This is a genomic window from Macrococcoides caseolyticum (genome assembly GCF_002902665.1).
GTDB classification, from domain to species: Bacteria; Bacillota; Bacilli; order Staphylococcales; family Staphylococcaceae; genus Macrococcoides; species Macrococcoides caseolyticum.
Genome location: NZ_PPRM01000001.1, coordinates 45,046 through 58,453 on the forward strand (window position 1 = coordinate 45,046; position 13,408 = coordinate 58,453).

Here is a 13,408-nt window from a genome sequence, read left to right on the forward strand (position 1 = left end):
ACATTTGAGTAAGTATGAAGAAGATGATCTATTAATTTATATTGTTTCTGATTCTATCGGTGAAACAGCGGATAGAATGCTCCATGCAACATTGTCCCAATTTCCTAAATTAACTTCTGTCACAGTCAAGAAGTTCTCGTTTATAAAGGACGAAGAAGCGTTTAGAAATATATTGAAACTCGCGCATGATAAAAATGCAATTGTTGTTACAACACTTGTTAATCCCGAATTTAATGAAATAGGTAAAGCATATGCTGAAGAAGTTGGATTGTCATATATTGATTATATGACGGGTCTGATTAAAGTGATTGAAAATCATACAGATATGGAAGCAAGACACGAAAGTGGCGCACTACGTAAATTGGACAGCGATTACTTTAAGCGTATAGAAGCCATCGAATATTCGGTTAAATATGATGACGGTAAGAACTTTCATAATTTAAGTGAAGCGGATGCATTAATCATAGGGGTATCAAGAACATCAAAGACACCACTCAGTATGTACTTAGCAAATAAGGGATATAAAATTGCGAATATCCCGCTCGTGCCGGAATCACCTATTCCAGAATCAGTATTTCAAGAGAAAAACTTAAGAGTCATCGGTCTTACCGCAAGTCCTGAATATATTATGAACATCCGTACCGAGCGCGTGAAAATTCTTGGGCTGACAGGTCAAGCAGAGTACAATAATCTTCGTCGTATTAAAGAAGAATTAAGTTATGCAGAAGAAGTGTTTAATCGTCTGAATGCAACGGTAATTAATACAGAATTTAAGTCGATTGAAGAATCTGCATTTTATATCGAGAAATATTTAAATAAAAAATGAACCGCTATTGTTAAGCGCAGCAAATTTATTGCTGCGCTTTTAACATTTTAAAGCAAGAATATGCTATCATGATAAATGCTCAAAAAGGAGGATGTTATGGAAAATAAAAATATAATTCAAAAAAATATTGGATTCTTTCCGGCACTTGCACTCGTTATGGGAACTGTTATCGGTTCAGGTGTTTTCTTTAAAGTATCCAATATAACAGAAGTCACAGGAACACCAGGAATGACTTTGCTTGTATGGCTGCTAGGAGGAGTGATCACAATCTGTGCTGGTCTTACAGTCGCTGAGCTTGCAGCTGCAATTCCGAGGAATGGCGGATTGACAACATATATAGAATATACATATGGCAGATTTTCAGGGTTTTTGGCAGGATGGGCACAAAGTTTTATCTACTTTCCAGCGATGATTGCTGCACAGGCAATTGTATTTTCAGAACAAGTACTCAACTTATTACATCTTAAAGACGGGTGGATTGTGCCAGTTGCATTTATTGCAGTGGCTTCGATTTACCTGATTAATATTATCGGATCTAAGGCAGGTGGTATACTGCAGTCTGTAACGCTAGTGGTTAAACTTATTCCATTAATCGTTATCATTATATTCGGTCTGATGAATACTGGAGACGTTGAAGTATCGCTTGCACCGAACACCGGAGATACCGGTATTAATTTCTTTACAGCGATTGGTGCAGGATTACTTGCAACGATGTTTGCGTATGATGGCTGGATTCATGTCGGCAATATTGCCGGGGAAATGAAAAATCCAAAGCGTGACCTGCCACTTGCAATTGTTCTAGGATTAGGATTAGTGACAGTCATCTATCTTCTGATAAATGCTACATTTTTATATACGATGCCTATCGAAGATTTAAAAGGGAATTTAAGTGCAGCTACAGATGCATCTGAAATGTTATTAGGAGATATGGGTGGAAAACTCGTTACGATCGGTATATTAATTTCAGTTTACGGTGCATTAAATGGTTATACAATGACAGGAATGCGTCTGCCTTATGCTATGGCAGAGAAGAACATCCTGCCATTTAAAGAATCATTTATGAAAGTGACAAATGCAGGTATACCATGGTTCAGTGGGCTTGTTCAAGTGATTATCGGAGCGATCATGATTACTTCACGCTCGTTTGATGCAATAACGAATATGCTTGTATTTGTTATCTGGGCATTCTATGTGATGGCATTCTATGCGGTGTTTGTACTAAGAAAGCGTGAAAGTGAGCTGGAACGACCTTACAAAGTACCGTTATATCCGGTGATACCGGCCATTGCAATTATTGCAGGTGTGTTCGTAATGGTAAATACATTATTCACACAACCAGTGTTAGCGATTGTTGGGATTATTATAACGTTACTTGGAATACCGATTTATAAGATGAGGATTAGAGTAAAATAATAAAATATATCAGTCTATCAATAGGCTGATATATTTTTTTAGTATGGATTATCAGCTCTTCTTTTGTGCTATATTATCATTAAAGGGGGATAGAGATGACGCTGACAATAATGTATCAAAACAAAGAACATTTACTTAAAAAAGTAGAACATGACGAAGATATTCCGCAAGATGCATCTTTTATATGGTATGACTTTGAAGGAGCGAATGAAGAAGAACGCTTGATATTTGAAAAGCATTTTGAATTGAATGAGCTGACCATTGAAGAAGTTATCAATAAAAAATCACGACCAAAATATAAGAAGTTTCCAACATATGAATATCTCGTATTCCAGAAAATAGAAAAGTCATCATTTGAAGCAGAGACAATCAATATACTCATGAAAGATAATGTTCTTATTACATATCACGACGAAGATAATGAGCCGTTAGATGAATTGGATGCAGTTGCACAGGAGCTAGAAGAGAATGCACCAGACACTTTAACGCCACATACGGCAACGCTGATGCTGCTTGATAAGATTGTAGACTTTTATACAGAGATTGTTGAAGAGATAGAGATGAAAGTACTTGAATTTGAAAAAGGACATGCGAATGATCGCATGAAGAACTATATTATGAATGATATATTTGAGCTGCGCTCGGAAATGATAAAGACAAAGGGCATTATTGTTCCGATGAGCGAACTCATAGATGAGATAGAAAATGAGGATACGTTGATTCAGACGGAACATGATCATTATTACATCCACCATATTAGAGATCATGTGATTAAGCAGCAGAATATGATAAAGAATGCCCACGAATTAACCGATGAAATTAGAAGTAACTATGAATCATTTAATAATTATCGGATGAATCGTGTGATGCAAATTCTTACCTTGGTTTCTACAGTATTTCTACCACTTACTCTGATCGCAGGGATATATGGTATGAATTTTGAATATATGCCGGAGTTAAAGTGGCATTATGGGTATTTCACTGTGTTATTCATCATGTTTTCCATCATGATTGGGTGCATGATTTATTTTAAGAAGAAAAAATGGTATTAAAAAAACAAGCACTCACAATTGTGAGTGCTTGTTTCCAACATTAAATATTATAATTTAACGATGTTAGCAGCTTGAGGTCCACGTTGACCTTCTTCGATATTGAATTCAACTGCTTGACCTTCTTCTAAAGATTTGTAACCTTCACCTTCGATAGCGCTGAAGTGAGCGAATACGTCGTCTCCGCCTTCAACTTCGATGAATCCAAAACCTTTTTCTGCGTTAAACCATTTAACTGTACCTTGTGTCATAATAATGACCTCCAAAAAATTATTAAATAATATCTAATGTTTTACAAAGAAAACTTCACACATTACAAAAAGTTTCGACTAAACACGATTACTCTTTGTAATATGTGAAGTTCTTTGTTTCTTGCATATGTTCGATATATTTGTACTAAGTATATAACGGATATTCTATGTTGTCAATGAAAGATTACTTTTAAATATTGAATAGAAGCGATAAAGGGCTTACGTATCATGTTTAGATACATAAAATAAAAAAAAACGAGTACTCTTATGAGTACTCGTTTCCAACATTAAATATTATAATTTAACGATGTTAGCAGCTTGAGGTCCACGTTGACCTTCTTCGATATTGAATTCAACTGCTTGACCTTCTTCTAAAGTTTTGTAACCGTCTCCTTCGATAGCACTGAAGTGAGCGAATACGTCGTCTCCACCTTCAACTTCGATGAATCCAAAACCTTTTTCTGCGTTAAACCATTTAACTGTACCTTGTGTCATAATAATGACCTCCAAAAAATTATTAAATAATATCTAATGTTTTAAGAAAAAACACTTCACATATTACAAAAATAGTCGGCTTACATGATTACTTAGGTAATATGTGAAGATCCTTTGTTTCTTGCATATGTACGATATATTTGTACTAAGTATATAACGTATATCTAGATTTGTCTACAAAAAGTAGTCATAAAAATCCAAAATGAGTAAATTTATATTATAAAATTCATATAAAATGGATGCCCATTACAGTGGGTATAAGCTTTCGTGAAATTTTCATTCATCAAAAATATTTTTTCTAATTCATACGAATTAATACGATAGCTAAGAAGATAAAGGCTAATCCTAGATATTGGACCCCCGTTACTTTCTTCTGTTTAGCACCGATCCATCCAAATGAATCAAGCAAGATGCTACAAATGATTTGTCCAGATAAACAAATAATTACAACGAGGCCTGTGCCCATGATTGGGACTAGATATGACATACCGAATACGAAGAAAGAGCCGAGTATTCCACCTATCCAGATCCATTTCGGTTTATCTTTGCCGATAGCAAAGCGAATCTGAGTGATTTCCTTTCTTATAATAGTTACGATGATGAATAAAAATATGGTACCAACTAAAAATGAAACGAATGCTGCATGTACGGGTGATGCCAATATACTGCCGAGTTTTCCATTAATTGCAGATTGAGTGGCCATGAGCATGCCGCCTGCAATCCCGGTAATCTGAAACGGCAACTTTGATTTAGTATCTTCTTCGAAATCCATATAGGCCTGTTGTTTGCGTTTTCTTAACCATTCGGGTAGTGCGATAACCATTACAACACCAGCGACTAAGATTAAAAGTCCAGCACACCTTAGCAATGTCAAGTGGTGCATCGGTGCCTGGAATAGCCCGAAGTGATCAATCATGATACTCATTATAATTTGGCCCATAATCGGTAATACGACAGTCTGCACGCCCCCAAGCACAGGAAACAGTAGAATATTTGCAGTAAGGCCAATTAACCCTAATAATCCCCCAAGCCATATCCATCGGGGTTCCTCTATGAATATTGAAGGATGAATAAGTACAGTATGTTTAGTAAATAAAGTGATAAAGAATAAAAATATTGTACCCACACTAAAAGATACAAACGATGCAACAAACGGTGACAGCACATAGCTTCTTAATCGTGAATTAACAGCTGTCTGAATCGGTACGACGATACCTGCGGCAAGCGCAAATAGAAAATAAAACATATTAGTCTCTCCTTTTATATATATAGTACTTAAAAATAACGATAAACGCCATATCAGAAAAATGAGAGAGGAGCTACGATTCTTAAAAGAATATTTTTTTACTTTTCCGAAAATATTTCAACACCTTGATTTCAAGAGTTGACGGGTTTATAATAAAATATAAATTTATTTATTGTAAAAATAAATAAAATATTATTTTATTTACAATTTGTTCATCATTTAATGAATGCTGAACAAATTGTAAATAATGAAGGAGGTAAGAAAATGGAAAAGCTATATCATTATTTATACTGGACATTGCGCGTTGTGCTGCAAGTAAGCTTGCTCACTTTGTTTTATCTGGCCGGAGAATTTGTTAACGCACATACATCAATTACAATCCCAGGTAGTCTGATTGGATTGATTCTTTTATTTATTGCCTTGGAAATAAAGATTGTTCGTCCGGAGTGGCTCGGTTTAGGTGTCAATGTACTGCTTAAGATTATGCCCATATTGTTTGTACCAACATTAGTAGCGCTTATGAACTATGGGCCACTCTTTATGAAGAGTGGTTTATTTCTAATGTTTGATCTGGTACTTTCTTCGCTTATTATCTTCTTTATGACAGGATGGTTTACACAAATGGCGGTTAACTATAAGAAAAAAAGAGGTGAATCTTTATGATAGAAACATTAAGTTTATTATTTCTTACTATAATCTTGTTTACAGGAGCGATGGCACTGAACAAACGTTATCCTAAAGTATGGACATTGCCTATCTTTACAGTAAGCGGATTGATGATGATCATCCTTATTGGTTTTCATATTCCTTATAAAGAGTATCAGCATGCGACTGCAATTTTCAATTTTTTATTAGGACCTGCAATCGTAGCCTTCGCATTGCCGCTCTATCAAATGAGAAAAGTAGTGGTGAAGTATCTCCACTTCATTGTAGCTGGTTTCACTATGGGTCTTATGGTATCCCTTTTAGCTACATATTTGCTCGCTATGGTATTGCCACTAGATAAGACACTTGTGCATTCATTATGGGAGAAAAATGTGACATTGCCTGTTGCGATGAATATTGCGTCTTCTACAAATGGTAGCGTAGCGTTAACATCCATTGCTGTGATTATTAGCGGCTGTATCGGCTTTAGCTTCGGTCATAAGGTGATGAAGTGGATGAAAATTGATCACTTTGTAGCACGTGGTGTTGCGATGGCTGCGGTTGCACATGTATTTGGTACAAACACATCGATGGCACTCAGCAAAGAAGAAGGTGGTATCGCACTTGTGACGATGGTTGGAACAGCGATTTTGGCAAGTGTCATTATTCCAATATTAATATCATAAAAAACAAGGTGCTTACCTTGTTTTTTAATTTTCACTATATAAAAATTTGCATTATATTGTTTAAACCTCATAAATAAATCCTTCTTGTCTTAATTCGTTAACTGCGTTATCCAGAATCTTCTCAGACTTCGCTGATATAACGTGATCGTGTATGCCGTAAGTTAATTCAGCAAGCATTCGCCCGTTATCTTCTTCCATATCATTAGAAAAGTCATAGCATTCCTCGACAGAGCGCAGCATTAGCTCAACTGAAATTTTGCCGTATATTGGATGGTTCACAGATACGTTATCAATCATCGCGCCATTTTCTACTATAATTTTTAATTCTTCTAGCATGCGCTCTGAGGTATGGCGTACGGTGATCGTACGTTTATACTTTTCTCCTTGTTCTCCAATTTCCTGAAAGATATAGCCTTGTTTTGTCGCTTTGATTGGATGTTCTTCTGCTCTAAGTTGTGCGATATCTGAAACGATTATTTGTCTTGATACATCGTATTGCTGCGCCAGTTGATTGCCGCTGATTGGTGTGGTGCTCTCTTTAATTGATTGTAAGATTGCGAGGCGTCTTTCATTTACATTCATCTTCATTACTCCATTTCATTAAGTGCACAGATTAATGCGTTGATATCGGCATCAGTTGTTAATGGGCTGATTGATATCCGTATAAATTGATGGATACTGTACCCTTGTTGCATGATTAAACTTTCCAGTGCTTTTGAATGCATTGTACCATGACCACAGGCGGTACCGGTAGAGATTAATATATCCTTTTGTGAGAGCTTCTGCATAATCACTTGTCCTTCTTGTCTGCATAAAAGCGGAATAATATGTGGTGCTTGTTCGTTGAAGATTATCGGATGGAATCTATCTCTATTTAATTGTGACATCATTTTCTGTTTCATCGGATAAAGGTCTGTATCAGGATATTCAATCAGTGCTGTTGTCATGGCAGCGAGGGCTCCGATATCTACAGTACCATTTCTCATGTCCTGTTCATGGTGTAGGTAAGGATTGCGAATATGCAGTTCATCATCTCGAATGAGTAAGGCGCCTACACCTTTAGGCCCAAAGAATTTATGTCCGCTGATGGCCAAAGAGGTCATCACGTGTGTCGGTATATTAAGCTTGGCAGCTGACTGAACGCAGTCCACATGAAATGGAATATGATATTGTGCTGCAATGTGACCGATCTTTTCTACAGGTAAGATATATCCTGTTTCTGAATTAACGTGCTGTACGGTTATTAGTGCAATTTCATTGTAATGCTCCTCAATATAATTGGATAGGGCAATAAGGTTCAACGTACCATCCTTATGCTCGGGTATAAAATAATAATCAATATCCTCATAAGGATAGAGAGCTGCGAGTACTGATGGATGCTCATATCTGCTAAGCACAACGGTTCTTTTATCTGTTTTATGTAAATAATTTTGAATTGCAATCTCATTAGCATGTGAGCCACTTGAAGCTGAAATTACTGTAAAGTTATCTGTAAAGTAATTATTTAACGCACTTTCACAGTTTTTATGTATATCTTTAGCGATATCCCCACCCGCATGTAAGCTCTCAGAATTGTAGTAGTAATTAATGTTTATATCTTTATATATATTAAATGCTGATGCGCTGAGTGATGTAGTAGCAGCATAATCAAAATAAATCATAAAAATTCTCCTTGTGTTTTATTGTTTTATATGACAATATTATTGTAAAGTTATTGTAAATATAAAGTAAAGGTGTTTTTTATGTATGATGTAATTATTATTGGTGGCGGGTTGTCAGCGCTTAGCCTGCTAAATGCATTACCTGAAAATATGAAGATTGCATTAGTTATGGATGAAGCAGAATCAAGTAGTATGAAAGCGCAAGGCGGGGTCAGTTGTTCTTTATTCGAAAGTAGTATAGATCAGCATGTGATGGATACGTATAATGCGGGTTGTCAGCAAGGAGATATCGATGTTATTCGTAAAATGATTCAAGAAGGCAATGCAGTCATAAAAGAATATATTGCAGCTGGTATGCCATTTGATAAGGAAGGTAGAACTTTTGCGCTTGGGTTAGAAGGTGCGCATACATTACCTAGAATTCTGCATATCAAGGATCAGACAGGGAAGTATATGTGCAATTTTTTGAAGGCACGTTATAGCGCTTCGGTAGATATATATAAGTCAAAAGTAAGTGCATTAATGCGCAATAAATATAAAGACGTTATCGGTGTAGAACTTACTTCCGGAGGGCAGCTCATTGCGCCTAGAACAGTACTTGCAACAGGAGGGTACAGCGGATTGTTCTATCCTGCTTCCAACACATATACAGGAGGTGCAGCGATGCAATATGCTGTTTATGAAGCAGGGTGCACTCTGAAAGATCTTGCCTATATACAGTTCCATCCCACTTTATTTATACAGGATAATCGTACGATTTGCTTGATCTCTGAAGCACTTAGAGGACAAGGTGCAAAACTTGTTAATGAAACAGGTGCTCATATTATGGCATCGACAGAACAGCAAGATTTGGCAGCGCGTCATATTGTAAGTCGTACAATTTATGAGCAAATTAAACGTGGACATAAAGTCTATTTAGATATTTCAGAAGTAGAAAATTTCAGCATGCAATTTCCATATATACATAGCATGTGTGAACTCTTAAATATTACGACACATATCCCTGTAGCGCCTGGTGCACATTACACGATGGGTGGAATTGAAGCTGCGATCGATGGACAGACAAATATAGGTGGATTATTTGTGATAGGTGAAGCAGCATGTACTGGATTTCATGGCGCCAGCCGTTTAGCGAGTAATTCGCTATTAGAAGCAGTTGCAATGGGAGCTGCCTGTGCTAAGCGATGTCTTGAAGAAGAACATCGAGATTTAACTGTTTTACCATTTTATACCGTAAATATTGAATATCCAGAATATCGTTTAAGCACGCAGTTAATGCATGTATTAGGAATTGAACGCGATTCATTAGTGATGGAAGACTTTAAAAATAAACTTGGTAATGATGTATATAGTAAATTGATTCGACTGATTATTGAAGATGCATTACGTAAACCGTCAATTGGCGCACATCAAAAGAAAGTATTACAGGAGGGTTAACTGATGAACAGAATTCGTCTGCAGAATAAGTTGAGACAATTTATGGATGAAGATATACAGTATGGTGACTTATCTTCTTCTATCTTTGAGCATAATATGAAAGGGACGATGCATTTTATCGCTAAAGAATCAGGATATTTCTCAGGAAATGAAGTGATTGTACACGGGTTTAACATTCTGAGTGAGAGCGATGTTACATTACATAAAAATGATGGGGATATAGTCGTAAGTGGTGAAACAATTGCTGAAATTACGGGTAATATTAGAGATTTATTACAAGCAGAACGCACGGTACTGAATATTATTCAGCGTATGAGCGGGATTACGACATTAACGAAACAGTTTATAGACGAAGTTGCTGCAACAAATACCCGAATTACAGATACACGTAAAACGACGCCAGGACTTGGTATGTTTGAAAAATATGCAGTACAAGCAGCAGGTGCAACGAATCATCGAAGAAGCTTAAATGACGGTATTATGTTAAAGGATAATCATATTGCTTATGCCGGCAGTATTTCGCAAGCTGTACAAAAAGCACGTACACTAGCAGGCCATATGGATAAGATCGAAGTGGAAATAGAAGACGCAGCGATGCTACAAGAAGCGATTGAGTCACAAGTAGATATTATTATGTTTGATAATTGTACACCTGAATTTATAAAAGAACATATTGATCTTGTACCAGACACGGTCATAACAGAAGCCTCGGGAGGCATTACATTAGGCACAGTACGCGCCTATGCTGAAGCTGGTGTCGATTATATTTCGGTGGGGCAACTATTTCATAGCAGTAAAGGACTTGATATATCAGGGAGGATAAAAATAGATGATTGATTTATTAAAAAACTTTAAAATACCACAGCGATATTTAGCGATGTCACAACAACAGCTGGAAGACAGAGTGAATGAAATTAAAGCTGAATTAGGAGATAATTTATTTATTCCGGCACATCATTATCAAAAAGATGAAGTCGTACAGTTTGCAGATGCGATTGGTGATTCTCTGGAGCTTGCGAATATATGCAAAGATTCTACCGCAAAGTATATTGCATTTTGCGGCGTTCACTTTATGGCTGAAACAGCAGATATGCTGACAAATGATGAGCAGATTGTCCTGCTGCCGGATATGAGAGCAGGATGTTCGATGGCTGATATGGCGAATATTAATCAGGTTGAACGTTGTGATGACTTACTGCAATCCACATACGGAATTGACTGTCTGCCACTGACATATGTTAATTCGACTGCACACATTAAAGCGTTTGTCGGCAAGAAATGTGGTAGCTGTCTGACAAGTGGTAACGCACATAAAGTATTAAAACATGCACTAGAACAGGACAAAGTCATCCTATTTTTGCCGGACCAGCATCTTGGTAGAAATACGGCCTACGATCTCGGTATTCCGTTAGAAACAATGGCTATATATGATCCTATTTCTGAAACACTGGAATTCGAAGGAGAAGTACAGGATATTCGTATCGTGTTATGGAAAGGACATTGCTCAGTACACGAAAAATTTACGATTGAGAACATTAAAAATGTGAGACAGCAACATCCGGATATGCGTATTATTGTACATCCAGAATGTACATTTGATGTTGTACAGGCAAGCGATGACTCAGGAAGTACAAGAAAGATTTTAGAAGTGATTACATCAGCACCAGCAGGGACGAAATGGGCGATTGGTACTGAAATGAACCTTGTGAATCGTATTATCAAAGATAATCCGGACAAAGAAATTATCTCGCTCAATCCATTTATGTGTGCATGCTTAACGATGAATCGTATCGATTTACCACATTTAGTATGGTGTCTGGATAACATTGTTGAACACCGATTTGACAATCAGATTGCTGTAGATAAAGAAACTACGACATATGCATTAAAAGCCCTCGATCAGATGCTTACTTTACAATAATCTATATTTTTGTGAAATGCTGAATTATTGCGTATAATTGATGTAATTCAATTGATGGAGGAATAAGGATGAATAAATGGATTAAAAGAGGTTTAGTTGTCGGCGCGGTTGGTTTTGGTGCCGTTCAATCAGTAAAATATTTAAAGCAGAATGAACAAGTGAAACAACGTTTGAATGATCTTAAGAATATTAAAGAATATAATGATTTGCGTATTGCACTGATGGAGGTTATTGCAGCATTCAATAATCCTAAACCACAATTAGAATCAAAATTTGCAGAAGATGTGCATACGGAAAGTAATGAACAGACAAGTAACGCGCAAGCTACACAAACAGAAGAGCCTTTGATTGCAGATGCAGTGAAACGTGTATTGGATACAAAGGTTGTTGAAGATCTTCTTGGTGATAAGGCTGATATCGATATGATGAAATCATTAGTTGATGAAACGAAAGAAGTAGAGAAGCTTGTGCGTAGCTGGTTTAATTAATATTTGCATGATATAACAATCAATGGTATTGTTTATGTGTACAACTTAATAAGACGATTGCTAGGGGAGCTCTTATGAGCTGAGAAAGGAATATCCTTGACTCTTTGAACCTGTTTGGTTAGTACCAGCGTAGGGAAGCGAGCGTGTATACTTATGATGTTTTTTTGTCGTGAATTTTCACCTCCTAGTAATGAATATAACTAGGAGGTTTTTTTGTATGGTAAATTTGAAGAAGTCTTTTCCGGCAAGTAAGAGAATCTTTAAAGAGGGTAAGGGCGAGGATTCGGATATTAAAGTACCTTTCCGTGAAATTACTTTAACGGATACAGTGACAGATCAAGGTACTACTTCCAATGCACCAGTTGTTGTCTATGACACAGGTGGCATATATCACGATGATACATATGATATTGATGTTGAGCGTGGTATCCCTAAATTACGCGAGCGATGGATTGATGATCGCAATGACATAGAGCGCTACACAGGACGCAGAGTACTGGCGGTGGATAATGGTTTTAAAGATATCACGCATAACAAGTTTGTGGAGACGCCATTTAAGTACGAACCAAAACGTGCGCTTGAAGGTAAGAACGTGACACAGATGCATTATGCAAAGCAAGGAATCATTACGAAGGAGATGAAGTTCGTCGCGATTCGTGAGAACGTCGATCCAGAATTTGTACGCAGTGAAATTGCAAGAGGGCGAGCAATTATTCCAAACAATATTAATCACCCAGAATCTGAACCGATGATTATTGGAAAGAACTTTAAGGTGAAGGTTAATGCAAATATCGGAAACTCTGCGGTATCCTCATCAATTGAAGATGAGATTGAAAAGATGGTGTGGGCGACACATTGGGGAGCAGATACGATTATGGATTTATCTACAGGTAAGAATATTCATGCGACACGTGAATATTTACTGAGAAATTCACCGGTACCTGTTGGAACGGTGCCTATTTATCAAGCGTTAGAAAAAGTAGATGGCATTGCTGAAGATTTAACGTGGGAAGTGTATCGAGATACGTTAATTGAACAAGCAGAACAAGGCGTGGACTACTTTACGATTCATGCAGGTGTATTATTGAGGTATGTGCCGATGACAGTGAATCGTCTGACAGGCATTGTTTCACGTGGAGGTTCAATTATGGCACAGTGGTGTTTAGCCCATCATGAAGAAAGCTTCTTATACACACACGGCACTGCACCCTTACTAAGGGAGCTCAATAAAAACACTATTTTCTAGGCTGCTAATTTCCTATATTCTATAGGGGATAAGTAGCCTAGTTT

Annotated in this window: 14 protein-coding genes, 1 pseudogene and 1 riboswitch; of the genes and pseudogenes, 10 read left to right on the forward strand and 5 right to left on the reverse strand. The window is 36.9% G+C overall.

Going from position 1 to position 13,408, the window contains the following annotated elements:
• The first annotated feature begins 4 nt into the window (after positions 1-4).
• The 3 genes from CD152_RS00230 to CD152_RS00240 all read left to right on the forward strand — a co-directional run bounded on the left by CD152_RS00230 (position 5) and on the right by CD152_RS00240 (position 3,291).
• Complete coding sequence (locus tag CD152_RS00230; RefSeq protein WP_101141390.1) at positions 5-826, forward strand: pyruvate, water dikinase regulatory protein; 822 nt, start codon at positions 5-7, stop codon at positions 824-826.
• 96 nt (positions 827-922) lie between these two features.
• Positions 923-2,239: an APC family permease gene (locus CD152_RS00235; RefSeq protein WP_101141387.1), complete on the forward strand. Its 1,317-nt coding sequence runs from the start codon at positions 923-925 to the stop codon at positions 2,237-2,239.
• A gap of 95 nt (positions 2,240-2,334) precedes the next feature.
• Positions 2,335-3,291: a CorA family divalent cation transporter gene (locus tag CD152_RS00240; protein WP_169926137.1), complete on the forward strand. Its 957-nt coding sequence runs from the start codon at positions 2,335-2,337 to the stop codon at positions 3,289-3,291.
• 47 nt (positions 3,292-3,338) lie between these two features.
• On the opposite strand, the gene CD152_RS00245 is transcribed toward CD152_RS00240, so the two are convergent.
• From CD152_RS00245 to CD152_RS00255, 3 genes are all read right to left on the reverse strand, one after another.
• The gene (locus tag CD152_RS00245) at positions 3,339-3,539 is read right to left on the reverse strand and encodes a cold-shock protein (RefSeq protein ID WP_101141384.1); all 201 of its coding nucleotides are present in this window, start codon (positions 3,537-3,539) and stop codon (positions 3,339-3,341) included.
• A 294-nt stretch (positions 3,540-3,833) separates the two neighbouring features.
• On the reverse strand, positions 3,834-4,034 hold the full coding sequence (locus CD152_RS00250; RefSeq protein ID WP_086041794.1) for a cold-shock protein: 201 nt from the start codon (positions 4,032-4,034) through the stop codon (positions 3,834-3,836).
• 298 nt (positions 4,035-4,332) lie between these two features.
• Entirely contained in the window at positions 4,333-5,280 is a 948-nt protein-coding gene (locus CD152_RS00255; RefSeq protein ID WP_101141381.1) for a DMT family transporter, read from the reverse strand.
• Between the two features lie 264 nt (positions 5,281-5,544).
• Here CD152_RS00255 and CD152_RS00260 point away from each other — a divergent pair, with 264 nt between their 5' ends.
• Entirely contained in the window at positions 5,545-5,943 is a 399-nt protein-coding gene (locus CD152_RS00260) for a CidA/LrgA family protein (protein ID WP_101141378.1), read from the forward strand.
• Positions 5,940-6,611 carry an LrgB family protein gene (locus CD152_RS00265; RefSeq protein ID WP_101141375.1) on the forward strand — a complete coding sequence of 224 codons (672 nt, stop codon included), beginning with the start codon at positions 5,940-5,942 and terminating at the stop codon, positions 6,609-6,611. Before CD152_RS00260 ends, CD152_RS00265 begins: the two co-directional genes overlap by 4 nt.
• 60 nt (positions 6,612-6,671) lie before the next feature.
• Here the strand turns inward: CD152_RS00265 and CD152_RS00270 are convergent, their stop codons facing one another.
• Positions 6,672-7,193 (reverse strand): transcription repressor NadR, encoded by a 522-nt coding sequence (locus tag CD152_RS00270; protein WP_086038014.1) that lies wholly within the window; start codon positions 7,191-7,193, stop codon positions 6,672-6,674.
• A gap of 5 nt (positions 7,194-7,198) precedes the next feature.
• Positions 7,199-8,272, reverse strand: coding sequence for an aminotransferase class V-fold PLP-dependent enzyme (locus CD152_RS00275; RefSeq protein WP_101141372.1), 1,074 nt, complete (start codon positions 8,270-8,272; stop codon positions 7,199-7,201).
• A gap of 81 nt (positions 8,273-8,353) precedes the next feature.
• On the opposite strand from CD152_RS00275, the gene CD152_RS00280 reads away from it, so the two are divergent.
• The 5 genes and pseudogenes from CD152_RS00280 to CD152_RS00300 all read left to right on the forward strand — a co-directional run.
• Entirely contained in the window at positions 8,354-9,709 is a 1,356-nt protein-coding gene (locus CD152_RS00280; protein WP_101141369.1) for an FAD-binding protein, read from the forward strand.
• 3 nt (positions 9,710-9,712) lie between these two features.
• Entirely contained in the window at positions 9,713-10,546 is an 834-nt protein-coding gene (nadC, locus tag CD152_RS00285) for a carboxylating nicotinate-nucleotide diphosphorylase (protein WP_101141366.1), read from the forward strand.
• Positions 10,539-11,630 (forward strand): quinolinate synthase NadA, encoded by a 1,092-nt coding sequence (gene nadA, locus CD152_RS00290; RefSeq protein ID WP_103214193.1) that lies wholly within the window; start codon positions 10,539-10,541, stop codon positions 11,628-11,630. Before nadC ends, nadA begins: the two co-directional genes overlap by 8 nt.
• Positions 11,631-11,698: 68 nt before the next feature.
• Positions 11,699-12,118, forward strand: a complete 420-nt coding sequence (locus CD152_RS00295) for a hypothetical protein (RefSeq protein WP_101141364.1) — start codon at positions 11,699-11,701, stop codon at positions 12,116-12,118.
• A 52-nt stretch (positions 12,119-12,170) separates the two neighbouring features.
• Positions 12,171-12,271, forward strand: a riboswitch (TPP riboswitch).
• Positions 12,272-12,335: 64 nt separating this feature from the next.
• Positions 12,336-13,316, forward strand: a pseudogene (locus CD152_RS00300) (phosphomethylpyrimidine synthase ThiC); the annotation flags it as partial.
• Between the last annotated feature and the right edge of the window lie 92 nt (positions 13,317-13,408).